The 23,269-nt window shown below is 62.0% G+C and carries 20 protein-coding genes and 1 riboswitch; of the genes, 10 read left to right on the top strand and 10 right to left on the bottom strand.

Going from position 1 to position 23,269, the window contains the following annotated elements; all coding sequences use genetic code 11:
- Positions 1 to 17 precede the first annotated feature (17 nt).
- Positions 18 to 1,178 carry a glycosyltransferase family 4 protein gene (locus ACLM45_RS08495; protein WP_006042507.1) on the top strand — a complete coding sequence of 387 codons (1,161 nt, stop codon included), beginning with the start codon at positions 18 to 20 and terminating at the stop codon, positions 1,176 to 1,178.
- Here ACLM45_RS08495 and ACLM45_RS08500 read toward each other — a convergent pair.
- The gene (locus ACLM45_RS08500; RefSeq protein ID WP_415408789.1) at positions 1,087 to 1,842 is read right to left on the bottom strand and encodes a tetratricopeptide repeat protein; all 756 of its coding nucleotides are present in this window, start codon (positions 1,840 to 1,842) and stop codon (positions 1,087 to 1,089) included. The genes ACLM45_RS08495 and ACLM45_RS08500 overlap by 92 nt on opposite strands.
- Between ACLM45_RS08500 and ACLM45_RS08505 the strand changes: the two genes are divergently transcribed.
- The 4 genes from ACLM45_RS08505 to ACLM45_RS08520 all read left to right on the top strand — a co-directional run bounded on the left by ACLM45_RS08505 (position 1,841) and on the right by ACLM45_RS08520 (position 8,124).
- Positions 1,841 to 2,470 carry a peptidylprolyl isomerase gene (locus tag ACLM45_RS08505; RefSeq protein ID WP_156783650.1) on the top strand — a complete coding sequence of 210 codons (630 nt, stop codon included), beginning with the start codon at positions 1,841 to 1,843 and terminating at the stop codon, positions 2,468 to 2,470. The two genes, ACLM45_RS08500 and ACLM45_RS08505, sit on opposite strands and share 2 nt — an antisense overlap.
- Positions 2,467 to 5,445, top strand: a complete 2,979-nt coding sequence (locus ACLM45_RS08510; protein ID WP_415408790.1) for a peptidase domain-containing ABC transporter — start codon at positions 2,467 to 2,469, stop codon at positions 5,443 to 5,445. The genes ACLM45_RS08505 and ACLM45_RS08510 overlap by 4 nt, the downstream gene beginning before the upstream one ends.
- 46 nt (positions 5,446 to 5,491) lie before the next feature.
- Positions 5,492 to 6,595 (top strand): HlyD family secretion protein, encoded by a 1,104-nt coding sequence (locus tag ACLM45_RS08515; protein WP_415408791.1) that lies wholly within the window; start codon positions 5,492 to 5,494, stop codon positions 6,593 to 6,595.
- Between the two features lie 62 nt (positions 6,596 to 6,657).
- Entirely contained in the window at positions 6,658 to 8,124 is a 1,467-nt protein-coding gene (locus ACLM45_RS08520; RefSeq protein ID WP_415408792.1) for a mannose-1-phosphate guanylyltransferase/mannose-6-phosphate isomerase, read from the top strand.
- Here the strand turns inward: ACLM45_RS08520 and glmS are convergent.
- A complete protein-coding gene (gene glmS, locus ACLM45_RS08525) occupies positions 8,111 to 9,997 on the bottom strand; it encodes a glutamine--fructose-6-phosphate transaminase (isomerizing) (protein ID WP_415408793.1) in 1,887 nt (628 codons plus the stop codon). The genes ACLM45_RS08520 and glmS overlap by 14 nt on opposite strands.
- A gap of 65 nt (positions 9,998 to 10,062) precedes the next feature.
- Positions 10,063 to 10,308 carry a photosystem I iron-sulfur center protein PsaC gene (gene psaC / locus ACLM45_RS08530; protein WP_006042515.1) on the bottom strand — a complete coding sequence of 82 codons (246 nt, stop codon included), beginning with the start codon at positions 10,306 to 10,308 and terminating at the stop codon, positions 10,063 to 10,065.
- 151 nt (positions 10,309 to 10,459) lie between these two features.
- On the opposite strand from psaC, the gene acpP reads away from it, so the two are divergent.
- The 4 genes from acpP to ACLM45_RS08550 all read left to right on the top strand — a co-directional run bounded on the left by acpP (position 10,460) and on the right by ACLM45_RS08550 (position 15,057).
- Positions 10,460 to 10,702: an acyl carrier protein gene (acpP, locus tag ACLM45_RS08535; protein ID WP_006042516.1), complete on the top strand. Its 243-nt coding sequence runs from the start codon at positions 10,460 to 10,462 to the stop codon at positions 10,700 to 10,702.
- 11 nt (positions 10,703 to 10,713) lie between these two features.
- Positions 10,714 to 11,961 (top strand): beta-ketoacyl-ACP synthase II, encoded by a 1,248-nt coding sequence (gene fabF / locus ACLM45_RS08540; RefSeq protein WP_006042517.1) that lies wholly within the window; start codon positions 10,714 to 10,716, stop codon positions 11,959 to 11,961.
- Between the two features lie 51 nt (positions 11,962 to 12,012).
- Positions 12,013 to 14,022: a transketolase gene (tkt, locus tag ACLM45_RS08545; protein ID WP_415408794.1), complete on the top strand. Its 2,010-nt coding sequence runs from the start codon at positions 12,013 to 12,015 to the stop codon at positions 14,020 to 14,022.
- 96 nt (positions 14,023 to 14,118) lie between these two features.
- Positions 14,119 to 15,057 carry a UDP-glucuronic acid decarboxylase family protein gene (locus tag ACLM45_RS08550; RefSeq protein ID WP_415408795.1) on the top strand — a complete coding sequence of 313 codons (939 nt, stop codon included), beginning with the start codon at positions 14,119 to 14,121 and terminating at the stop codon, positions 15,055 to 15,057.
- A 32-nt stretch (positions 15,058 to 15,089) separates the two neighbouring features.
- On the opposite strand, the gene thiC is transcribed toward ACLM45_RS08550, so the two are convergent.
- From thiC to ruvB, 6 genes are all read right to left on the bottom strand, one after another.
- Positions 15,090 to 16,493 carry a phosphomethylpyrimidine synthase ThiC gene (thiC, locus tag ACLM45_RS08555; RefSeq protein ID WP_006042520.1) on the bottom strand — a complete coding sequence of 468 codons (1,404 nt, stop codon included), beginning with the start codon at positions 16,491 to 16,493 and terminating at the stop codon, positions 15,090 to 15,092.
- A gap of 46 nt (positions 16,494 to 16,539) precedes the next feature.
- A riboswitch (TPP riboswitch) is annotated at positions 16,540 to 16,650 on the bottom strand.
- A 32-nt stretch (positions 16,651 to 16,682) separates the two neighbouring features.
- Positions 16,683 to 17,309: a HEAT repeat domain-containing protein gene (locus ACLM45_RS08560; RefSeq protein ID WP_415408796.1), complete on the bottom strand. Its 627-nt coding sequence runs from the start codon at positions 17,307 to 17,309 to the stop codon at positions 16,683 to 16,685.
- A gap of 4 nt (positions 17,310 to 17,313) precedes the next feature.
- Complete coding sequence (locus tag ACLM45_RS08565; protein WP_415408797.1) at positions 17,314 to 17,544, bottom strand: DUF3188 domain-containing protein; 231 nt, start codon at positions 17,542 to 17,544, stop codon at positions 17,314 to 17,316.
- Positions 17,541 to 18,713, bottom strand: a complete 1,173-nt coding sequence (locus ACLM45_RS08570; RefSeq protein ID WP_415408798.1) for an amidohydrolase — start codon at positions 18,711 to 18,713, stop codon at positions 17,541 to 17,543. The genes ACLM45_RS08565 and ACLM45_RS08570 overlap by 4 nt, the downstream gene beginning before the upstream one ends.
- Entirely contained in the window at positions 18,710 to 19,510 is an 801-nt protein-coding gene (locus tag ACLM45_RS08575) for a tetratricopeptide repeat protein (RefSeq protein WP_415408799.1), read from the bottom strand. Before ACLM45_RS08575 ends, ACLM45_RS08570 begins: the two co-directional genes overlap by 4 nt.
- Positions 19,507 to 20,592: a Holliday junction branch migration DNA helicase RuvB gene (gene ruvB, locus ACLM45_RS08580; RefSeq protein WP_415408800.1), complete on the bottom strand. Its 1,086-nt coding sequence runs from the start codon at positions 20,590 to 20,592 to the stop codon at positions 19,507 to 19,509. Before ruvB ends, ACLM45_RS08575 begins: the two co-directional genes overlap by 4 nt.
- Before the next feature lie 64 nt (positions 20,593 to 20,656).
- Between ruvB and smpB the strand changes: the two genes are divergently transcribed.
- Positions 20,657 to 21,154: an SsrA-binding protein SmpB gene (gene smpB / locus ACLM45_RS08585; RefSeq protein WP_006042526.1), complete on the top strand. Its 498-nt coding sequence runs from the start codon at positions 20,657 to 20,659 to the stop codon at positions 21,152 to 21,154.
- A gap of 18 nt (positions 21,155 to 21,172) precedes the next feature.
- Here the strand turns inward: smpB and ACLM45_RS08590 are convergent, their stop codons facing one another.
- A complete protein-coding gene (locus tag ACLM45_RS08590; RefSeq protein ID WP_415408801.1) occupies positions 21,173 to 23,215 on the bottom strand; it encodes a serine/threonine protein kinase in 2,043 nt (680 codons plus the stop codon).
- Positions 23,216 to 23,269: the final 54 nt, after the last annotated feature.

The following is a 23,269-nucleotide window of genomic DNA, read 5'->3' on the forward strand; positions in this document are numbered from 1 at the left end:
GGGTTTAGACCGCAGCCATGCACGTGCGTTTTTATGGCCACCTCCGCGCTGGCTTTGGGCTCGCCGGAGGAGCCCGGGCCACGGCCCGCTGCCTGCAGGCCGCAGGCTGCACCCTCGACTACGTGGATCTGGCACTGGCCAGTCATGCCGCAGTGCAAGCCATGCCGCAGGACACGTCATGCCTAGACCAGCAGCAGATCACCCCTCAAGTGGACCTGGTCCACACCAACCCCAACATCCTCGCCAGCAATCCTGAACTGCTCCAACGCCAACCCCTCAGCGCACCCCTGCGCATCGGTTACTGGGCCTGGGAGCTTGAAGCGTTTCCTGATGGATGGGAGCGCTTCTTTGGCGACTACGACGAAATCTGGTGCCCCAGCAGTTTCACGGCACAGTCCCTTGCTCTGCGATCACCGATTCCAGTGATCGCCTTACCCCATCTTCCCGACTGGTCGCACCTGGACGAACGCCGCCGACTGCGTCAGCAACAGCGCCGCCAACGCCAAGACCGCCTCCCTTTCACCTTTCTCACGCTCTTCGATTTCTGGAGCACTCCGGAGCGCAAAAACCCGGAAGCGGTGATCCGCGCCTTCCAAAAGGCCTTTCCCAGACATGCGCAGGATCAACCCTCGGTTCAGCTGCTGATCAAAGCCAGTAGCGCCGAACAGTTTCCGGAACAGGCCATGGCCATGGATGCCCTGACAGCGGGCGATCCGCGCATCCGCTGGATCAAGGCCTTGCTGAGTAATGAGCAGCTCGATGCGCTCTACGACGAAGCCGACGCCCTCGTCAGCCTGCACCGCGCCGAAGGATTCGGGCTCACTCTTGCCGAAGCGATGGCGTTGGGTATGCCCGTGATCGCCACGGGCTACTCCGGCAACCTCGATTTCATGCCGCCGGGCAGTGCAGCACTGATTCCCTGGCAGCTCCAGCCTCTGGAACGGAGCTATGGCGACTACCTCGCCGGTTGCCACTGGGCTGAACCCGATCTCTCAGCTGCTGCAGCGGCTATGCGCCGCCTCGCCGGAAACCCCGGCCATGCAGAACAACTCGGGGACGCAGGCAGCCGATTGGTTAGGGAGCGGCTCAGCCCCCACCGCCTGGCTGCGGTCGTGAGGCAGCGCCTCGGCCGTTGGTGGCTGCCGAACGCGACGACGGCAAAAGATTCAAGCGCTTGAGGCGTTCTTGCAGTGCCTGTTCCCAGGCTGTCAGCCCTGCTGGCTGTGCCGCGGCCTCCCGTAGCAGATCGCAGACCTGATCGATGTCCATTCCATAACAAGCCGCTTTCAGCAAACGCTGGCGACAGTCACCATCCGCCAACCCCCAGCTTTGCAGCGTTTGCACGAGCGCTGGACCTGGCACCAACAAAGCCGCTTGCCGGGCACCATCCCAGGCCGCGTCCGGCATCCCTGCGGCCAGTTGCCGCCAACGCTTCAGCTCCCCAAGGGCCAACCGAGGATCCTGGCGATCCAACACTTGCAGCAGATTGCGAAAACTGAGCGGACTGTCGGAACCTTCCTGGAGCGAAAGGCGATAAGAGCGCACGGCATCATCGAGCTGATTCAGGCCCCGATAGGCATCACCAAGCTTGTGCTGCACCCAGAAACTGCGCTGAGGGTGGCTGGCAAACGGCTTCAAAACCTCCAGGCATCCCAGGTAATCTCCTTGCATCAGCAAGGTGAAACCGAGGTGGTCCCACACATCCACCCCTGCCGAAGGGTTGAGCTGGATGAGTCGACGCAGCAACCCTTCCGCCGCTTCCCAGTCAGCCTCTTGAATCGCCTCATACGCAGCCCTTCTGACTGCATCAACTCGGTTCTGCACGTCCAGCACTGAACCCATGAATCAGCCTTCCCCATCTCATCACATCTCATCAATCTCTCTTGAGTGGCCTAGTACCGAAGTGCTTGATGCCCTTGAAAGCACCCAACTGCTCACCCTCTGGCTCGGACGGACCATCGAACGTCTCATCGCCGTTGATTGCACCCTGGAGGAATGGCAGGTGGCCCACTTCTCCAATCAGGCCCACGATCAATTTCTCGAAAAAGGATCAGCGCTCGACCGATTCTGCTTCTCGGTGCTACAAACCAAGGATGCCAATCTTGCGCAGGAATGGGCCTTTCGGCTGCAAGAAGGCGATGTCAGTTTTGCCCAACTGGCTCCGCTATCGATTGGCCGTAGCCGTGAGACCGGTGGCCGCCTCGGCCCACTGCGCCTCGAAGATCTGGACGCGCCTCTCGACCGGCTACTGCTTCGTATCACTCCGGGAGTGATTCAGCCACCCTTGCAGCTTGGTAACGGGCGCACGATTGTGCTTCGGCTCGATAGCCGCCAACCGGCTCAATGGGACGGGAATGACAGACTTGACCTGATTCAGCGGCTGTATCGCCGCTGGCTAACTGACACCATCAAATCGCTCCAGGCTGGGGAGCCCAAGCCGGGGTCTACCTGTTCCATTCCCCTGCCATGAGCGAAAACGTCACCGCACTGCCGATTCCTCTTCAGAACTTTCTGGCCTCCCAGCGGGCCAAGCTGGAATGGCTGAGGTACCGCACCGGTCAACCACTGCTGCAGTCCGACAGACTTCCCCACCAGGTGATGTTCATCGCCGAAGGAGCCGTTCGTCTCATCGGTGACGACCCTGCAAGCGGACCCTTCACCCTGGCGCGTTTGTTCACCGGTGAGGCCATCGGTTGGTGCGGGCTGGTGCGCAACCGCCCCTGCGAAGCGGTGACCGCCATGGAGCCGACCGTCGTAGCGGCCCTGCCCGCGCGTCAGTTTCTCCAGCTCCTACCGAGTGATCCAACCCTTCAGAAGGGATGCCTGGAGCCGGCCAGAAGTGAGCTTGCGGAGCTGCTGATGGCCTGGATCAGCCGCCAACCCCATCGCTACAGCGATCTCCCAGGACTGTTCACAGAACTCTGGCGCCCGGGTGCCCTCCAGTTGCTGAGCGGCGAAGCGCTAAGCAGCGCCTGCCCCCTGGATGACAACTGGCTCTGGCTTCCCAGTGCTCCTCTGACGCCCCGGGCACCCCTCGGTGTAGCCATCGAACACTGGTCACCCTCCAAGGAGTCGCGCGAGTTACCACTCGGAGGCCGTCTGCTCGGCATCCGCCGAGACGCCTTGAACGAAGCCCTGGCCGTCCGGGCCACCCGACCGAGTACGAGCCGCGCCAGCTCGGGATCAGCTCCTGAACCGCTCTGGCAAAACGCTCGAGATGCCGAGGAGCTTCCCGATCCCATCGCCCCATCCAGCCTGGGGCTCACGGACTACACCCTGCGCATTCCTCAGATGCGCGGGCGTGCCGAAGGGAGTCTTGAAACTGCATTGATCTGCCTGCAGCGCCTCTCCAACCGCTACCGCTTCCCCTTTCCTCGTGAAACGGCGCGGATGCTGCTCAGCGACTGTGAATCACGGCTGGGTGGGATCACACTTCTGCATCTGGGTCAGCTCCTGGAGAGTCTGGGCCTCGAGGTTCGCCCCCTCGCTGCACCCACCAACAGCCTGCACCGGCTGGAGACGCCTTCGTTGCTGAAGCTCGATGATCGCTTCGTTCTGGTGGAAGAAGCGAGTGCGCGCGGACTGGTGCTGGCCGACCCCACGGACGGCATCCGCAAACTCAGCCCAGCGCAACTGAAACAGTGGGGTGAAGGCCCGCTCCAGTTGATGCTGATCCGCCCTGCGGAATCCAGCGAAAGCGATCAACTGGCCACGCGGTTCGACTTGAGCTGGTTCTGGGAAGTCATTCGCCCATACCGCCCACAGCTGCTGCTGATTTTCATCAGCGGATTTGTGCAGAAGGTGCTGGATACATTCTTCATCCTTCTGATCATGCAGATCATCGATGTGGTGATCATCACCAGAGATCTGGGCCTGCTCTGGCCGATCATCGGCGTCATGAGCCTTCTGATCGGTGTCAAGGCTGTGCTCGCCCTGTTGAACAACGTGCTGACCACCGACCTTTCAGACCGGATCGACACCAACCTCGGCGGTCAGATGGTGGGGCATCTGTTCCGCCTCCCGATGCGCTTCTTTGATCGGCGCACGGTCGGCGACCTCGCCAACCGCTTCAACGACCTGCGCAAGGTGCGGGCTTTTCTCACAGGCACCGTGATCGACACCGCCATCGATGTGCTGTTCATCCCATTGCTGGCGATCATCCTGCTGTCGATCTCACCCCTGATGACCTTGGTTGTGATGATCAAGGTTCCGTTGATGTTCTTCAACACCTGGTTCACTTCCAAAGTGATCAAACGCCTGATCAACCGCCGCAATCGCGCCTGGTCGAAATCGCAGGGGTTCCTTGTGGAGTGCCTCACAGCCATCCGCACGCTGAAAACACAGAACTTCGCCACGCAGGCCCGCTGGCAATGGCTCAGCCGCTACCGAATCTTCACCGGTGAAGATTTCAAGCTTGGTCAAATGAAGACCATCTCCGGAGAAATCAACAAAATTATTCCAAAGGCGAGCCGCGTCGCCTTAATCCTGACCGGAGCTATTCTCACAATTAATGGTGAGGGATCTGTAGGGGCCATTTTCATTTTCATGATTCTGGGTTCAACCATCGCCGGCTCGATGGTGTCGTTATCAACCGTTTCAGATCAGTACCAAGAAGCACGTGCCGCCATGGACTCACTGGCCGATGTACTCAGTCAGAAAGCGGAAGATTCACTCGCCAGCGGCTCGATGCTGCCGCTGCCGTCCGTGACAGGTCGTGTTGATTTCGAAAAGGTGTCGTTCTCCTATGGCCTGAACGGACAAAGCCAAATGGATCATTTCGATGTGTCCATCGACGCGGGCCAAGTGGTCGGACTGGTGGGAACCAGCGGCAGCGGCAAAAGCACCTTGGTGCAGCTCCTTGATGGCCTCTACAAACCTGATGAAGGCCGGGTCTTCGTCGATGGCGTTGATATCAGCAAGGTTCAGATCGGCAGTCTGCGGCGCCAGCTGGGCTTCGTACCGCAGGAATCGATCCTGTTTGACGGCACGGTGATGAACAACCTGCGCCTGAACATGCCGGATGCGCCCTACGAGGCCGTGGTACAGGCCGCCACCGTGGCCTGTGCTCACGAATTCATCATGTCGCTGCCTGACGGCTACAACACCCAGGTGGGCGAACGCGGTGGCGGTCTCTCCGGCGGCCAGAAGCAGCGAATTGCCATTGCCCGGATGGTGCTTCAGAACCCACGGATGATCATTCTCGATGAGGCCACCTCGGCCCTCGACCCCACCACCGAAACCCTTGTCCTGCGCCGCCTGCGTCAACGGTTCACGAACCAGACCATGATTGTGGTCACGCACCGGCTCGGTTGCCTGCGAAGCGTTGACAAAATTCTCATGCTCGACCGCGGTGTGCTGGTGGAGCAGGGCAGTTGGAACGAGTTGATGGCCCTGCAAGGCGCCTTTGCCAAGCTGGCGCAGCAGCAGGAAGCTGTTGTGGTCTGAGCGGTCTGCCCCGCAATCCGGTAGCTCAAGAGCCTTCACCTTCACGATGTCTCAGAAATCTCTCCCCAGCCCCTCAGCGAACCGCGTCAATGAATCGGGCGATGAAGCGCTGCGACTGGAATCAAGACCGTCCCCAGTTTTACCGGCTGTTCTGGTCGGAAGCCTTTCAGCTCTGTTTTTCGTGGTGGTGTACTTCGCCTCCACGGTGAAGATCGATCAGATCGTTTCGGTGCCCGGCAAACTGGTCACCCGACGCAGCACTCAAGACCTCACCACGCCAGAGCCTGGGGTGGTGAAGAGGGTGTTGGTCAAAAGCGGCGACGTGGTTCAACAGGGTCAGGAGCTGGTGGTGCTCGACCCGCGGGTCCAGACCAGCAATGTTGATGAACTGCAGAAGCAGCTTGAGGCGGAAGCCGCTCGTCTGCAATCGGAGCAGGCCCGCATCAGAGAAACGATCCGAGGTCTGGAAACCCAGCTCGAAATCGATCGGCAGATCCTTGAGCCCTTCAAACAGCTGGCGGAACAGGGTGCCAGCTCTCAGCTGCAATTGATTGAAAAGCAACGCCAGCTCGAGGTAACCCGACGCTCCCTGGCCGAAGCCAGGGAGCAGCTGCAAACCATTTCCTTCCAATCACAAAGCGTTCAGGCTCAGCTCAGAGCCTCCTTGGTGAAGTCTCAGAACGCCCTCGACCTGGTCACCCTCAGGGCTCCGGTCGCTGGCACGGTGATCGACCTGGAGGCTCAGACAGGCCTTGTGGTGAACAACACCACCTCCCTTCTCAAGCTGGTTCCGATTGACGACCTCGTAGCCCAGACCTTCGCCCGCGACTCGGACATCGCCTTCATCCGTGCTGGCCAGGATGCCGAGATCAGCTTCACCACATACGACAAAACCATCTATGGAACGCTCCCAGGCTCGGTCACCCTGGTAAGCCAGGACTCCTTACCGCCGGAAGACCCCTACAACTACCCCCATTTCCCCGTCACCCTGGCCCTCAGTGCCCAGAGCCTCAGCAAAAACGGCAAAACCTTCGAACTTCAGCCGGGCATGGCCCTCAATGCCGAAATCAAACTGCAAAAACGCACGATTTTCCAGCTGATCTTCAGCCGCATGAGCAAAACCACCGACGCCGTGCGCACCATGCGCTGAGAACCAAAACAGACAAAGTTCAGGATGGTGGGAGAAACTAGTTGTCATCTGTATGGCATCCGGTGACCACCCCTCTGATCCCGGTCATTCTCTGTGGCGGCACCGGCACGCGCCTTTGGCCCCTCTCCCGTGCCAGCTATCCCAAGCAGTATTGGCCCTTAGGGGGGAGCGGCGATGAGACCCTCCTACAACAAACCCAGCAGCGGCTGAAGGGACTCGACAACCTGGCGCCTCCCCTGCTGATCTGCAACGACGACCACCGCTTCATCGTGGCCGAGCAGATGCGCCAGATCGGCGAGGAGCCCGGCGCGATCCTGCTGGAGCCGATGGGACGCAACACGGCTCCTGCCGTGGCCGTCGCCGCACTCCAGGCCACAGCCCGTGGTGAGGACCCGCTGCTGCTGGTGCTTGCCGCCGACCATGTGATCCGTGATGCCGCCCACTTCCGCACCGCCATCGACGCCGGGCGCAAGGAAGCGGAGGCCGGCCGGCTGGTGACCTTCGGCATCGTGCCCACAGCGCCGGAAACGGGCTACGGCTACATCGAAGCGGCCGAGCCGCTGCAACCCGGTGCCCTCACCCCCGTGCCGATCGCCCGCTTCGTGGAGAAACCCGACCGCGCCACAGCCGAGCAGTTCCTTGCCAGTGGGCGCTTCACCTGGAACAGCGGCATGTTCCTGTTCAAGGCCAGCGCCATGCTGGCCGAACTCGAGCGTTTGGCACCGGAGTTGGTGAGCTGCTGCCGCGCCGCCCTGGAACAGGACGTAGCCGATCTTGATTTCCTCCGCCTGGAGCGCGAAGCCTTCGCCAAATGCCCCAATGTGGCCATCGACGTGGCCGTGATGGAAAAAACCGAGCTGGGCACCGTGCTTCCCCTGGCCGCCGGCTGGAGTGATGTAGGTAGCTGGAGCGCCCTATGGGAGACCGCCGATCGCGATGACGACGGCAACGTGCTGCGGGGCCGCGTGATCAGCGAGGGCAGCCGCAACTGCTACTTGCGTAGCGAACACCGCTTGGTGGTAGGTCTGGGCGTAGAGAACCTGGTGGTGGTTGAAACCGACGACGCTGTGCTGATTGCCGATCGCAGCCAGGCCCAGAACGTGAAAACGATCGTGAGGCAGCTGGAGGCAGATGGCAGCTCAGAGGGCAAGGCCCATCGCAAGATCTACCGGCCGTGGGGTCACTACACCGGCGTAGTCGAAGACAGCCGCTGGCAGGTGAAGCGCATCTCCGTAAAGCCCGGTGCCAGCCTCTCCCTGCAGATGCATCACCACCGCGCCGAACACTGGATCGTGGTGAAGGGCACAGCTCTGGTGGAACGCGATGGCGATCAGCAGCTGATCGGCGAGAACCAGAGCACCTACATCCCCCTCGGTTGCCGGCACCGGCTCACCAACCCGGGAAGGATCCCGGTGGAACTGATCGAGGTGCAGAGCGGGGCTTACCTGGGAGAAGACGACATCGTGCGCTTCGACGATGTGTATGGCCGCAGCAATGCGGCCGCCAGGGCCGCCCTCACTCCACAGTGACGCTCTTGGCGAGGTTGCGCGGTTGATCCACATCCAGGCCCCGATGGGCTGCAATGTGATAACTCAGCAGCTGCATCGGCACCACCGTGAGCAAAGGGCTGATCCACTCGCTCACCGCTGGCACCGGCAGCAGCTCATCAAACAGATCTGTATCCGGGCCCTCAGGCGCCACCCCGATCAGCTGGGCATCTCGGGCCTTGGCTTCCTGGGCATTGCTGAGCACTTTCTCGAATACCACTCCGGGCACAGCGATCGACACCACCGGCACCCGGGCGTCGAGCAATGCGATCGGCCCGTGCTTCATTTCCCCGGCCGGATAGCCCTCGGCGTGGATGTAGCTGATCTCCTTGAGCTTGAGCGCCCCTTCCAGCGCAATCGGATAGTTGATGCCGCGCCCCAGAAAAATCACATCCTGGGTGTCGGCAAACCGGTGCGCCATCGCTTCTGAGCGTTGATCGTGCTGCTCCACCAAGGCACTGAGCTGCTCCGGCAGACCTCGCAGCTCAGTGATCAACCCGGCGATGTCCGCCTCACTGCGGCTGTTGCGGCGAGCTGCAAAGCCCAGGGCTAGGGCATAAAAGGCGAGCAGCTGGCCAAGGAAGGTCTTGGTGGCCGCTACACCTACCTCGATTCCCGCACCGATGTCGAGGATGTGGGGCACCTGCCTGGCCAGGGAACTCTCCGGCCGGTTGGTCATTCCCAGCTGCCGAGGCGCAAAGGCTGGATCGCTATGGCCCTGGCGGCGCTCAACATCCATCGCCAGGGCCGCGAGCGTGTCCGCCGTTTCACCCGACTGGGTGACACCAATGGTGAGGGTATTGGGAGCCAGCGGCGGTGGCGCATAGCGGAACTCACTGGCGTAATCCACGCTGGTGGGAACACCAGCGAACTGCTCGAGCAGATAGGCCCCGACAAGAGCAGCGTGGCGACTGGTGCCACAGGCCAGGATCTGAATGCGCTCAATACCCTCGTAAAAAGCTTCATCGAAGGGCAGGGCCACCGGCTGCTGTGCCGGCAACCCCGGCGGCAGATGCCGCTCCACCCAGAGCCGGGCCGTCTCTGGCTGCTCATGGATCTCTTTGAGCATGAAGTGGCGGAAGTGCCGCTTGTCAGCCACATGCTCCTGGCCGCTGAGCAGAGAAGGGCTGCGCTGCTGCCGCGCTCCGCTGGCGTTGTAGAGCTCAATGCCGAGCGGACTGAGCAACGCCACCTCGCCATCCTCCAGAGGCAGGATCGTGCGGGTGAAGCCAGCCAGGGCGGGGGTGTCGCTGGCGCAGAGAAACTCGCCTTCCCCCAAACCGATCAACAAAGGGGCCGCCTTGCGGGCCACCACCAGTGCCCCTGGAACTTCGGCCCAGAGCACGGCCAGGGCGTAGGCCCCCTGCAGTCGCGGCAGCACCGCTTGCACGGCCTCAAGTAGCAGGGCTCCATCAGCGCCGCGTCCAGCGGCCTGCAACCGTCCCAGCTCCGCAGCCACCAGGTGGGGAATCACCTCCGTGTCGGTGTCGGAGCGGAAGCTCACGCCGTTGGCGGTGAGCTCCTCCCGCAGTTCTCTGTGATTTTCGATGATGCCGTTCTGCACCACCGCCAACGCACCGCTGCCATCACGGTGGGGATGGGCGTTGTGCTCCTCGGGTTTGCCGTGGGTGGCCCAGCGGGTATGGCCGATGCCCACCAACCCCGGGGCTCCCTCACGCTCTACCCGTGCCGACAGGTTCACCAACTTGCCCTTGGCCCTGATGCAATGCAGCTGCCCTGCCTCCACCGTGGCCACACCGGCAGAGTCGTAGCCGCGATATTCCAGCTGACGAAGACCCTCAAGCAACAGCGGTGCTGCGTCCCGCGAGCCAATCACCGCAACGATTCCGCACATACAAAAAAGCCCGGCAGTGCCGGGCTGAGCTTATGGGTAATAGATCCGAAAGACCGAGAGGTCGCTCAATACGACAGCCCCATGCTGCGGCTGGTCTCGTCGCCGAGATAAACGCGAATGCTGAGGAAGTCGGTGGGGCAGGCGGTTTCACAGCGCTTGCAACCCACGCAATCCTCGGTGCGAGGGGACGAGGCGATCTGACCAGCCTTGCAACCGTCCCAAGGAACCATCTCGAGAACATCGAGTGGACAGGCACGCACGCACTGGGTGCAGCCGATGCAGGTGTCGTAGATCTTGACGGCGTGGGACATGAACCCGTCTCAGTGCGGTTGACTTGAAGTCAACGTACCTGTCACGCCCGCGTCTGGGATCGAGCTCGCGCTCTGCCGTCACTGTTGTTAACGCCCGTGGCCGATGCTGCCTGCGCTAGCCCGTAAGATGCGGCGTCCCGTCTTCACGGCCATGTCTCAGGAAGCGATCCTCGAAAAAGTCCGTTCGATCGTGGCGGAGCAGCTCAGCGTCGACGCCGGTGAAGTGAAGCCGGAGTCCAATTTCCAGAACGATCTAGGCGCCGACTCGCTCGACACCGTCGAGCTGGTGATGGCCCTGGAGGAAGCCTTCGACATCGAAATTCCCGACGAATCCGCCGAAGGCATCGCCACAGTGGGCGACGCCGTTAAGTACATCGAAGACAAGCAGGCCTGAGGTTCCGCAGCATGGTGGAGGGTCTCCAACGCGTCGTGGTCACCGGCCTTGGCGCGGTGACACCGATCGGCAACAGCGTTGCCGACTACTGGGATGGACTCACGTCCAGCCGCAATGGCGTCGCAGGGATCACCCTGTTCGATGCGTCTCGGCATGCCTGTCGCTTCGCGGCCGAAGTCGAAGCATTTGATCCTTCTGGGTTCATCGAACCCAAGGAAGCCAAACGCTGGGATCGGTTTTGCAAATTCGGTGTTGTCGCGGCCAAACAAGCCCTGATCCATGCCGGCCTGGACATCACTCCAGAGAACGCTGATCGCATCGGCATCATCATCGGCTCCGGCGTGGGCGGTCTGCTCATGATGGAGACCCAAGCCCATGTCTTGGAAGGGAAGGGCCCCAGCCGTGTGAGTCCATTCACCGTGCCCATGATGATCCCGAACATGGCCACAGGTCTGGCGGCAATCGCCGTGGGAGCCAAAGGACCAAGTTCAGCTGTATCCACCGCCTGTGCCGCCGGATCCAACGCCATCGGCGATGCCTTCCGCCTGCTCCAGCTGGGTAAAGCCGATGCCATGCTCTGCGGCGGAGCGGAGTCGGCGATCACCCCCCTGGGCGTGGCAGGTTTCGCCAGCGCCAAGGCCCTGTCCTTCCGCAACGATGATCCGGCAACGGCCAGCCGCCCCTTCGATCGAGACCGTGATGGATTCGTAATCGGCGAAGGTGCCGGTCTGCTGGTGCTGGAAACCCTCGGCCACGCCGAGGCACGCGGCGCCACCATTCTTGCCGAGATCGTGGGCTACGGAACCACCTGCGATGCCCACCACATCACTTCACCCACTCCGGGTGGAGTCGGCGGAGCGGCTGCTATGCGCCTCGCTCTTGAGGATGGGGGCATTGATCCTTGCGTCGTTGACTATGTGAACGCCCACGGCACCAGTACTCCCGCCAACGACAGCAACGAAACCGCCGCCATCAAGAGCGCTCTGGGTGACCGTGCCCTGAAGATCCCGGTGAGCTCCACCAAGTCGATGACCGGTCACCTGCTGGGTGGTTCAGGCGGGATCGAAGCCGTGGCTTGCGTGCTAGCACTGCAGCACAACGTGGTCCCCCCCACGATCAACTACGCCAATCCAGATCCCGACTGTGATCTGGATGTCGTTCCCAATACAGCCCGAGACCACAAACTGGAAACGGTGCTTTCCAACTCCTTCGGCTTCGGCGGCCATAACGTCTGCCTGGCTTTCCGCTCGATGGGGTGAGCGGCGACACCGCACCCCTCCTTCAAACTGTCCGCAACTCACTTCTGAACCATGGTCGCAGCGCCCGCCTCTCTCGACACGCTCTGCATCAACAGCATTCGTTTTCTTGCTGTTGACGCCGTCAACAAATCCAAGAGCGGCCACCCTGGCCTGCCTATGGGTTGCGCCCCGATGGGCTACACCCTCTGGGACAAGTTCCTGAGGCATAACCCCAAGAACCCGAAGTGGTTCAACCGCGACCGCTTTGTGCTCTCCGCTGGACACGGCTGCATGCTGTTGTACTCCTTGCTGCACCTCACGGGCTACGACTCGGTGAGCATCGAGGACATCAAGCAGTTCCGTCAGTGGGGATCGAAAACTCCGGGACACCCGGAAACGTTTGAAACCCCCGGCGTGGAAGTAACCACTGGCCCACTCGGTGCCGGCATCTCCAATGCCGTGGGTCTGGCAATTGCTGAGTCCCACCTTGCGGCCAAGTTCAACAAGCCCGACGCCCAGGTGGTTGATCACTACACCTACGTGATCATGGGCGACGGCTGCAATCAAGAAGGTGTGGCCTCGGAAGCCTGTTCCCTGGCTGGCCACCTGAAGCTGGGCAAGCTGATCGCGCTCTACGACGACAACCACATCACCATCGACGGCCGCACGGACGTGTCCTTCACCGAGGACGTGCTCAAGCGCTATGAAGCGTATGGATGGCACGTGCAGCACGTGGCCGATGGCAACACCGATGTGAACGCCATCGCCAAAGCGATCGAAGCCGCCAAGGCCGTCACCGACAAGCCCTCGATCATCAAGGTGACCACCACCATCGGCTATGGCTCCCCCAACAAGGGAGACACCGCCGGTGTGCACGGTGCTCCCCTGGGTGAGGAAGAAGCCGAGCTCACCCGCAAACAGCTGGGTTGGAGCTATGGCCCCTTCGAAGTACCTCAGGAGGCCTACGACCAGTACCGCCAGGCCATAGAGCGTGGTGCCAGCCAAGAGGCTGAGTGGAATCAAACCCTCGCCGCTTACCGCAACCAGTACCCAGCCGAAGCGGCTGAGTTTGAGCGCATGCTCCGCGGTGAACTACCCCAGGGCTGGGACAAGGAGCTCCCCACTTACACCCCCGACGACAAAGGACTGGCCACCCGCAAGCACTCCCAGATCTGCCTGGGTGCCCTGGGTCCCAACCTTCCCGAGCTGATCGGTGGTTCCGCTGACCTCACTCACTCCAACTACACCGATATCAAGGGTGAGACCGGTTCGTATCAACCGGAAACCCCCGAGAAGCGTTATCTGCACTTCGGTGTGCGCGAGCACGCCATGGCCGCTGTGCTCAACGGCATTGCATATCACAACAGCGGCCTAATCCCCTATGGCGGCACCTTCCTGGTCTTCGCCGACTACATGCGTGGCTCCATGCGCCTGTCTGCGCTGAGCGAGCTGGGTGTGATCTACGTCCTCACCCACGACTCCATCGGCGTCGGCGAAGACGGCCCCACCCACCAGCCGATCGAAACCATCCCGTCCCTGCGGGCCATCCCCAACATGCTGGTGTTCCGCCCTGGTGATGGCAACGAAACCAGCGGTGCCTACAAGCTCGCCATCGAGAACCGTCATCGCCCCAGTGCTCTCTGCCTCAGCCGCCAGGGCATGGCCAACCAGGCCAACTCTTCGATCGACAAGGTCGCCCACGGCGGCTACATCCTTGAAGACTGCGACGGCACGCCTGAGCTGATCCTGATCGGCACCGGCACAGAGCTTGACCTCTGCGTGCAGGCCGCCAAACAGCTCAGTGCTGAAGGCAAGAAGGTGCGCGTTGTGTCCATGCCCTGTGTGGAGCTCTTCGATGAGCAGAGCGATGCCTACAAAGAGCAAGTTCTGCCTACTGCGGTGCGCAAGCGCATCGTGGTAGAAGCAGCCGAAGCTTTCGGCTGGCACCGTTTCATCGGCCTCGATGGCGACAGTGTCACGATGAATCGCTTTGGTGCCTCCGCTCCTGGAGGCACCTGCATGGAGAAGTTCGGCTTTACGGTTGAGAACGTGGTAGCCAAATCCAAGGCATTGCTGGGCTGAGCCAGACTTCAGCTGAGATCAACAGACGAGGCGGGGGAAAGAATCTCCCGCCTTTTTTCTTGAGCACCAATCGCCTGCTTACGCGACCATAACGGCATGCGCAATCTGATCACGGGAGGCGCAGGCTTCCTCGGCTCACACCTCACCGACCACCTGATGAAGTCAGGGGAAGAAGTGATCTGCCTTGACAATTACTTCACTGGAAGAAAAAGCAACATTGCCCAATGGATGGGCCACCCTGATTTCGAGCTGATCCGCCACGATGTCACCGAACCGATCAAACTCGAGGTCGACCGAATCTGGCATCTGGCCTGTCCCGCATCACCCATCCACTATCAGTTCAATCCGATTAAAACCGCCAAGACCAGTTTTCTTGGCACTTACAACATGCTGGGGCTGGCAAGACGCGTCGGAGCCAGACTTTTATTAGCCAGCACCAGCGAAGTGTATGGCGATCCAGAAGTACATCCTCAACCCGAGAGTTACCGGGGGTCTGTCAATCCCATTGGAATCCGCAGCTGTTACGACGAAGGCAAACGCATCGCCGAGACGCTCTGTTTCGACTACAAACGCATGCACAACACCGAAGTGCGCGTGATGCGCATTTTCAACACGTATGGCCCTCGCATGCTTCCCGATGATGGCCGCGTTGTCAGCAACTTCATCGTTCAAGCCCTCAAAGGCGAGCCGCTCACACTCTTCGGCGACGGTTCCCAGACCCGTTCGTTCTGCTATGTCGACGATCTAATCGAGGGCATGATCCGCCTGATGAACAGCGACCACACCGGACCGATGAACATTGGCAATCCGGACGAATTCACCATCCAAGAGCTCGCCAGGATGGTTCGCGATCGCATCAATACCGAATTAAAAATCATCAACAAGCCCTTACCCGAGGATGACCCGCTTCAGCGACAACCTGTGATCAGTCTTGCCATGCAGGCTCTGGCATGGACGCCAACGATCTCCCTCGCGACTGGCCTTGACCGGACCATTGCCGACTTCCAGTCGCGATTGAAAGGAGACGTCAATTAAGCGCATCTGCCTCCGAACACCTCGACAGACAATCAGTCTGCTTTCTCCATCTTCACCCCAGCCAATTCACCAGCACCGCGTTTGCTCTCCAGAGCCTTCTCCAGGCCTTCAATATCCTCATCGGTGATCTTGGTCTGCATCGGGCAGTGCTTGGGTCCGCACATCGAACAGAATTCGGCCTGCTTGTAGATGTCAGCCGGCAGGGTTTCATCGTGATACTCCTTGGCACGCTCGGGATCCAAAGAGAGCTCGAACTGCTTATTCCAGTCAAAGTTGTAACGGGCGCGGCTGAGCTCATCGTCACGATCACGGGCACCGGGCCGGTGACGGGCAATATCGGCCGCATGGGCAGCGATTTTGTAGGCAATCAGGCCCTCGCGCACATCTTCGGCATTGGGAAGACCTAGGTGTTCCTTAGGGGTCACATAACAAAGCATCGCCGTGCCATGCCAGCCGGCCATGGCGGCACCGATCGCTGAGGTGATGTGGTCGTAGCCGGGGGCGATATCAGTCACCAGGGGACCCAGCACATAGAAAGGCGCTTCATTGCACTCCTCCATCTGCTTTTTCACGTTGAACTCGATCTGATCGAGGGGCACGTGGCCTGGTCCCTCCACCATCACCTGCACGTCATGGGTCCAAGCGCGACGGGTGAGGTCCCCCAGTGTTTTCAGCTCAGCCAGCTGTGCTGCATCGGAGGCATCGTGCTGGCAGCCAGGGCGCAAGGAATCACCCAAAGAGAAGGTGCAGTCGTAGCGCTTGAAGATCTCGCAGATGTCGTCAAAACGCGTGAACAGGGGGTTCTGACGATGGTGATACAGCATCCACTGGGCCAAGATGCCGCCACCCCGGCTCACAATGCCGGTGAGACGTCCCTTCACCTTCGGAAGGTGCTCGATCAACAGACCGGCGTGGATCGTCTGGTAGTCCACACCTTGCTGACAGTGCTTCTCGATGATGTGCAGGAAATCATCTTCATCGAGCTTCTCGATCGAACCATGCACGCTCTCCAGGGCCTGATACACAGGCACTGTGCCGATGGGCACAGGCGATGCATCGATGATCGCCGTGCGCACTTCATCGAGGTTCACTCCACCGGTGGAGAGGTCCATCACCGTATCGGCGCCGTACTTCACCGCCAACTTCAGCTTGTTCACCTCTTCGGCCGCATCCGAGGCATTGGGCGAAGCGCCGATGTTGGCATTCACCTTGCACTTGCTGGCAATGCCGATCGCCATCGGCTCCAGACCGGTGTGATTGATATTCGCCGGGATGATCATGCGACCCCGGGCGACTTCCTCCATCACCAGGGATTCAGGCAACTTCTCACGGTTGGCCACATAGGCCATCTCCTCCGTCACCACACCCTGGCGTGCGAAGTGCATCTGGGACACGTTGGCCTGTCCGCGTCGGGACTCAACCCAGGAAGCGCGCATGATTCGTTCAGCGAGAGAACTGCCAGGAGCCGGTCGACAAACCGCAGATCACGTGCATTCACTTCCCTGGCGCCGGCATGACCCGGATCAGGTTCGGAGGGTGTGATCTCAGCCCTGACCGCCAAAGAAGACGTCCAGGGCACCCCTAGTGGTTTTTAAAAGCTAGCAAGAGTCCTGGGGAGCAGGACATCACCCCCCCTGAAGACCATTGAGCGCTGCAGCTACCACCCTGTGATCCTGGTCCTGCTGCAAAGGCTGCAGAAGGACACGGGCCTGCTCGCCGATGGGACGATCCTGGGACTCTCGAACGATCCGCCCAAGGATTTCTGCCCCACTCACCCGCACCGTGCCATCCCCATCCACGATGGCGATCTCGGCCAGCTCCAACAGCCAGGCCAGGTTGATCTCCGGTTGTTCCGCCAGTCCGGAGAGAATGCTGCAGCGCACGAGCCAGGCACCATCAGCCTCAAAAGCAGTGCGAAGCAACGGCCAGGAGCGCTCCACGCCGTAGCTCACCAGGGCATTGGCTGCCTCAGCCCTCACATTGGCATCCTCATCGCTGCCAAGGAGCTGCTCCAGCACCATCCACCCCTGCTCGGTGCGTTTGTAGCCAAGACCGCTGCAGCTGAGAGAACGCACCAGAAACGCCTGCTGCTGCGTTCCCAACACCAGCAGGGGCACCGCCTCCTCGTCGCTGCAGAAGCGCAGCTTGGTGAGGGCGGGCATCGCTCGCGTGGGATCCCCAGAAGCAATGGCATTCCTGAGGGCCTCGAGATCAGGGGCGTCCCCTTGGGACGGTTCAGATGTGGATGCCATCGGATCAGGTTTCCTCGAATCGACTATCGCGGAGAGCAACCAGCAGCCGATGGCGCCGCCGGCGACGGCCCACCACCGCATGGATCACCAGGCCGGTTCCCACCAGAATGGCAGGGAGAGACTGATATTTGTCAGCTCCCTCTCGCTGAAACAGAGCAACCACTCCAAGAAGCACCAGCAGAGGCGCTGCCAGTGAGAGAAGCACATACAACCGGGTACGGGGGGGTTGATTCATGCCGGTGGCTCCCAGGCCAGCATCGCCGCTGTCAGTACACGAATCCCCACGCCCAGACAGGCCTCATCCGGCAGGAAATAGCCGTTATGCAGCGGTGCACAGCCCTCGGGCCCAGCCACTCCCAATCGGAACATCGTGCCTGGCACGTCCTTGAGCAGCTCGGCAAAATCCTCGGCCCCCAGGGAAGGCTGCTCCAGCCTCTGCACCTGACTCTGACCCAGGTGCTCGATGGCACTGCGTTCCAAGAGAGCCGTGAGGGTCGAGTCGTTATGAACCGGAGGTGAGATGCATCGGTAGTGCACCTGAGCGGTAGCGCCGAACCCCGCGCACAGGGCCTGCACCGTGTCCTCGATCCAGGCAGGCAGTCGGTCATGCACCTCTGTGCAGAGGCAACGCACGGTGCCAAGCAATCGCACCCGATCGGCGATCACATTGAAGGCCTTCCCCCCCTCGATGCGTCCGAAACTCACCACCACCGGATGCAGCGCATCCAGCCTTCGGCTGATCGCCTCCTGCAACCCCGTCACCACCCGCGAGGCGATCCAGATTGCATCTACCGATTGATGGGGACGGGCGCCATGCCCCCCCTCACCGATCACTTCGATCTCCAGCTCACCCGCTGCGGCGGTCAGGCTGCCGCTGCGCACACCGATGCTCCCCGCCGGAAGGGACGGGAACACGTGCACGCCGAACAACCCATCCAGCCCTTCAGTGGCTCCGGCCTCCCGCATCCAACGAGCCCCCATGGCCAGTTCCTCAGCGGGCTGAAACAGCAGGCGAAGGCCCACTGGCCTCTCGGGCTCACCAGCCAGTAGCCGGGCCACCCCGAGGCCGATGGTGCTGTGCAGGTCGTGCCCGCAGGCATGCATCACCCCCTGGCGCAAGGAGGCGTAAGGCAGCCCCGTGTGTTCCTCCACCGGCAGAGCGTCCATGTCCACCCGCAGACCGAGCTTGGGGCCCTGCTCCGGGCCGAGATCCGCCACCACACCGGTGCGACCCACGCCTTCGCGCACCCGCCAGCCGGCCTCCCGCAAAGCACCCGCAATCAAGGCGGCGGTCTGGTGCTCCTCACCGCTCAGCTCGGGATGGGAGTGGAGATGGCGGCGGAAGTCGATCAACTCCGGCAGCATCGCCTCCAGGCGCTCAGTCCAGGGCAACACAGAGGTCATGACACCTCCAGGGCGAGAAAGCGCTCGAGATCAGCGATCGGCGTCGGCGGCCAGCGCCGCACCTGCGCTAGCCAGGCGGAATCCCGGTAATTGGGATCCAGTCCGGCAGCCGCGGCCCAATGGCTTTCGGCTTCACCACGAGAGCCTTCGCGCCAGAGCAGTGCGCTGAGTGCGGCGCGGGCATCAGCGAACAAGGGATAGCGGCGGATGAGGTTGCGCAGCTGACGTTCGGCTTCAGGAAGATCTTCGAGCTGATAGAGGGCCAGAGCATCGCTGGAGCGGGCCATGGCGAAGCCTGGACGGGCATCGGCGGCCTGGCGATACAGACGCTGGGCTTGGGCCCAGTCGCCCTCAGACCCACGCACATTTCCGAGGTTGTAAAGGGCCGAGGCATCGAGGGGATCGCGCTGGAGGATCCAGTCGTAATCAGCCGCGGCCTCAGGCCATCGCTGCAAGGCTTCCTCAGCAGTGCCGCGATTGAGGTGGGGATCGGCATCCTCCGGTGCCAGGGCGATCGAGCGGGTCTGATCGGCAATCGCACCCTCAGGATCCCCCAGCATCAAGCGGATGTTGCCGCGGTTGCTCCAGGCAGCAGCATCCCGCGGCGCCATCTCCAGCACTTCATCCCAGAGGGGCAGCGCCGCCTCCGGATCGCCCTGGCGGCTCAGGCTCAAGGCCCGCTCGAACAGACGCGGCAAGTCTCCGGCCTCAGGATCGCCTGCCGCCATTACCGGCCCGGGCAGAAGCAGCAAGGCGAGCAGCACCAGCAAGGTCAAACAATGGCGCAATCGCGTCATGCCACCTGCTCCTGACCCTCTGGCCAACCGAGATGACCCCGACCCGCAGCGGTCACCACCCGGCCTCGGGGGGTGCGCTGCAGAAAACCGAGCTGCAGCAGGTACGGCTCCACCACCGACTCCAGGGTGGACGGGTCCTCACCCAAGGCGGCCGCCAGGGTGTCGAGGCCGGCGGGACCACCGCCATGGGACTGCAGCAGAAGTTCCATCAAGCGGCGATCACTGGCATCCAATCCCCGGCCATCAACGCGATGCAAGGTGAGGGCTTCATCCACGAGGTGTTGATCGATGCAGCCCTCGCAAGCCCGCACGCAGGCCACGTCGCGCACCCTGCGCAGCAGACGGTTGGCGATTCGGGGGGTGCCCCGGCAGCGGCGGGCAATCTCCGTGCAGGCCGCCTCACTGAGTTCGAGATTTAGCAGTCCAGCGGCCCGTTCCACGATGGCCTGCAGATCCTCCAGGCCGTAAAACTCGAGCCGTTGAATCAACCCGAAGCGATCGCGCAACGGCGAGCTCAGAGCACCGGCCCGGGTGGTGGCCCCCACCAGCGTGAAGGGAGGCAGATCGAGGGCTCGGGTGCGCGCCGTGCTGCCCTTGCCCACGGTGAGATCCAGGCGGCGGTCTTCCATGGCCGGATAGAGCAGCTCTTCGGCCACCCGGCTCAGCCTGTGAATCTCATCGATGAACAACAGATCCTTGGGCTGCAGGTTCACCAGCAGCCCCACGATGTCGCGGGGACGCTCCAACGCAGGCGCACTGGTGATCCTGCAGGTCACGCCCAGCTCTTCGGCGAGCACCATGGCCATGGTGGTTTTGCCCAGGCCAGGGGGGCCGTAGAGCAGCACGTGATCGAGGGCCTCGCCGCGGCCGACGGCCGCCTGAACAGCGATGCCCAGCACCTGCTTCAGTTCTCGCTGGCCGATGTAATCCGCAAGCCGCTTGGGCCGCAGGCTGTCCTCCTTGACACCAGCCCGTGCGAGATCGACGTCATCCCCATCCTGACGGGCCCCATCCACCACCCGATCCGGGACCCGATCCGGCCGCGGACACTGAGATGCGGCGTTAGAGGAAACGATCGCCATGATGGAAGGGTACCGACCTCTGGATAGGGTCGGGGAATCAAGCGGCTGAGAGGCCTAAAGGGGGATGGCCAAAGGAGGAGGCAAGAAGAGTGCCGCTGCAGCGCGCGCCGCAGCCAACCGGCTGCTGGCGGATAACCGCCTAGCCCGGCATCAGTACGACATCCTCGAAACATTGGAAACCGGCATCGAACTGGTGGGCACCGAGGTGAAATCAATCCGGGCCGGGCAGGCCAACTTGCGCGACGGGTTCTGCCTGATCCGCAATGGAGAACTGCAGCTGCACAATGTGCACATCTCCCCCCACACCCATGCCAGCGGGTACTTCAACCACGACCCACTGCGGGTGAGGCGCCTGCTGGCGCACCGGCGGGAGATCGACAAACTGCGCGGCCAGCTGGACCAGAAAGGACTGACGCTGATTCCCCTTAACCTGCATTTGCAGGGCTCCTGGATCAAACTCACCCTGGGCTTGGGCAAAGGACGCAAGCTCCACGACAAGCGTGCCGCAGAAAAAGACAAGCAAATCAAAAAAGAGACCCGAGCAGCACTGTCGCGTTACTGAATCGACGCAAAATCGTTACTAGTTCGTGTCAGAAGACGTGGACTGCGCGTCTGCGTCCACCAACGGCTCTGACTCCTCCGCTGCCGATGGCTCCTCCACCCCTGCCGGTTTCGGCCCTGGCGGTTCCGGCAAGGCCTCCACGGGCCCCTCGGCCCCGGTGGCCGGATCGGGAATGGGATCGGGATCCACAGCGGGCAGGGGCTTCGACGCCGGGCGATCCGCCCGGCAGGACAGCGTGAGCAAACCGGAGGACACACCGTCATTGGTCACCAGCACCTGCAACGGCGATCCGGCGTCTTCCGGAAGGGTCACCACCCGCAACGGCCCGCGATCCGCCGCCACGTCCCCGTCGGAGCCATACACCGTCATCTGCATCAGCGGTGTGCCGTTGATCCCCAGCACCAACCGGCGTCCGGCGGGAACAGTGATCGAAATCAGGCGAGCCCCACCTGCGGGCACCCGGCTCGAGAGCACCGTTGGCGCCCCTGCACGGGCTTTCACCGATTCGATGCGCACATCCTCCAGGCTGCGCAGTGCCGCCGCAAACCAGAGTTGCCGGAATGGCTCTGGCGGCTTCACACCCGTAGCGACACCGGGCAGGAGCGTCTGGGCCGACGCACTCACCAATTGCTCCACCACCTTGGCATTCACCCCCTGCTGCACGAGCGTCTGTCGCTGTTTCTGCCAATCAGAATTGTTGAGCCGGCCCAGTCGGCCGCGAAGCATGGGAGGAAGCTGCTCAACACGGGCCAGCCATTCCTCCGCCAATTCATTCCAAACACGCCTAAGGGGTGCATCCTCAAGTGAATCGCTGGGCAGGCGTCCGCCACGCTCTGGGAAACGAGCCAGCAAACTGGCATCCACAAGCTGCAGAAACCAGCTGCGATCCACCTGCAGGGCCCTCAGGCGGCTCAGCAGCAGCTGACGCTGATCCACCTCTGCAGGCGGAAGGCTGGCCGTGGGGGAGCGCCCAATCACATCGGGCTCCGTTGAGGGTGCACCTCCAGGGGGATTGCTGCGGCTGAGAAGAAACCAGCCGATCGCCGTACCCACCAGCGCAGACACCAACAGAGCTCCCACAACCGGCCAGATCCCGCCCTCAGCCGCCTGCAGGCGCTGTTCAGCACGAGGACGCGTCCGGTCGTCACCCCCCCGGGACGCAGTCGCTTGAGGCTGAGGCAGCAGATCCGGAACTGGTTGCGGAGCCTGAGGAGCCACCACCACCGGCGCCAGCACCACGGTGCGGTCGATCCGAGGCTGGGGACCAGTGGACTCGGGCATGGTGACTCGCTGAAGCGCCTGAAGTGCCTCGCTAGAGGTGGAAAAGCGTTGATCGACCTGCTCCGAAAGCAGGCGACCCAACACCTCGCGATAGGACGGCTCAAGATCCAAATCTGCCGGAACGCTCCATTTGTCCCCTTGAGCCGCCAGCAACTTCTCGGGTGGACGTCCACTCAAGAGCGTGAGAGCTGTCACCCCCAGGGCATGCAGGTCCATCCAGGCCTCAGCGGGCTCTTGCCGACCCTGAGCTCTCGGGGCATAGCTTGCCGAAGCCCCGGGAACCGGCTGCTCACCGCTGCGCTGAAGCAAACCGAAATCAATCAGCACCGGCAGACCGTCCTGGTCACGCCGAAGCAGATTGCGGGGGTTGAGATCACCATGCACCAGCTGCTGTGCATGCAGCACGGCCAGAGGCGACAGCAGCTGACGCAACAGCAGCAGCACTTCTCCCGGCCCGAACACCAGCTGGCGCTCCAGGCGCTGCTCTTGGATCTGAAGCAGACTTGATCCTTCCTGCCATTCCCGCACCAGCCACAGGCTGCCTTGCTCTTCAAGCAATCCGCCGAAGCGGGGGATCTGGGGATGCAGAACCGACTGCATCGCCGGCCAGAGCGCACGGATGCGCTCCGAGGCCTCAGCATCCTGGAGCCGACGGACCGCAACCGGTACTCCGCCAGCCATCTGATCCTCCGCACACCAAAGTGCTCCCTGGGGATGGCTGGGATCGGCGGTCAGGCAGCGATCCAGGCGGTACCGGTCAGCCAGCAGGGTGCCGATCACAACATGGAGGCGATGGTTGGCTGATGGTAAAGGCTGTGTCCTGCTGACACCTGG

This window comes from Synechococcus sp. A10-1-5-9 (assembly GCF_047716785.1).
In the GTDB taxonomy this organism is placed as follows: Bacteria; Cyanobacteriota; Cyanobacteriia; order PCC-6307; family Cyanobiaceae; genus Synechococcus_C.

What these genes read in the sequence shown, in the direction of transcription:
- fabF (WP_006042517.1), top strand. Translation starts at nt 10,714, where the DNA reads ATGGTGGAGGGTCTCCAACGCGTCGTGGTCACCGGCCTTGGCGCGGTG.
- ACLM45_RS08505 (WP_156783650.1), top strand. Translation starts at nt 1,841, where the DNA reads ATGAATCAGCCTTCCCCATCTCATCACATCTCATCAATCTCTCTTGAG.
- ACLM45_RS08575 (WP_415408799.1), bottom strand. Translation starts at nt 19,510, where the DNA reads ATGACGCGATTGCGCCATTGTTTGACCTTGCTGGTGCTGCTCGCCTTG.
- ACLM45_RS08570 (WP_415408798.1), bottom strand. Translation starts at nt 18,713, where the DNA reads ATGACCTCTGTGTTGCCCTGGACTGAGCGCCTGGAGGCGATGCTGCCG.
- glmS (WP_415408793.1), bottom strand. Translation starts at nt 9,997, where the DNA reads ATGTGCGGAATCGTTGCGGTGATTGGCTCGCGGGACGCAGCACCGCTG.
- thiC (WP_006042520.1), bottom strand. Translation starts at nt 16,493, where the DNA reads ATGCGCGCTTCCTGGGTTGAGTCCCGACGCGGACAGGCCAACGTGTCC.
- ACLM45_RS08550 (WP_415408795.1), top strand. Translation starts at nt 14,119, where the DNA reads ATGCGCAATCTGATCACGGGAGGCGCAGGCTTCCTCGGCTCACACCTC.
- ACLM45_RS08495 (WP_006042507.1), top strand. Translation starts at nt 18, where the DNA reads ATGCACGTGCGTTTTTATGGCCACCTCCGCGCTGGCTTTGGGCTCGCC.
- ruvB (WP_415408800.1), bottom strand. Translation starts at nt 20,592, where the DNA reads ATGGCGATCGTTTCCTCTAACGCCGCATCTCAGTGTCCGCGGCCGGAT.
- ACLM45_RS08500 (WP_415408789.1), bottom strand. Translation starts at nt 1,842, where the DNA reads ATGGGTTCAGTGCTGGACGTGCAGAACCGAGTTGATGCAGTCAGAAGG.
- ACLM45_RS08515 (WP_415408791.1), top strand. Translation starts at nt 5,492, where the DNA reads ATGTCTCAGAAATCTCTCCCCAGCCCCTCAGCGAACCGCGTCAATGAA.
- ACLM45_RS08510 (WP_415408790.1), top strand. Translation starts at nt 2,467, where the DNA reads ATGAGCGAAAACGTCACCGCACTGCCGATTCCTCTTCAGAACTTTCTG.
- tkt (WP_415408794.1), top strand. Translation starts at nt 12,013, where the DNA reads ATGGTCGCAGCGCCCGCCTCTCTCGACACGCTCTGCATCAACAGCATT.
- smpB (WP_006042526.1), top strand. Translation starts at nt 20,657, where the DNA reads ATGGCCAAAGGAGGAGGCAAGAAGAGTGCCGCTGCAGCGCGCGCCGCA.
- ACLM45_RS08560 (WP_415408796.1), bottom strand. Translation starts at nt 17,309, where the DNA reads ATGGCATCCACATCTGAACCGTCCCAAGGGGACGCCCCTGATCTCGAG.
- acpP (WP_006042516.1), top strand. Translation starts at nt 10,460, where the DNA reads ATGTCTCAGGAAGCGATCCTCGAAAAAGTCCGTTCGATCGTGGCGGAG.
- psaC (WP_006042515.1), bottom strand. Translation starts at nt 10,308, where the DNA reads ATGTCCCACGCCGTCAAGATCTACGACACCTGCATCGGCTGCACCCAG.
- ACLM45_RS08565 (WP_415408797.1), bottom strand. Translation starts at nt 17,544, where the DNA reads ATGAATCAACCCCCCCGTACCCGGTTGTATGTGCTTCTCTCACTGGCA.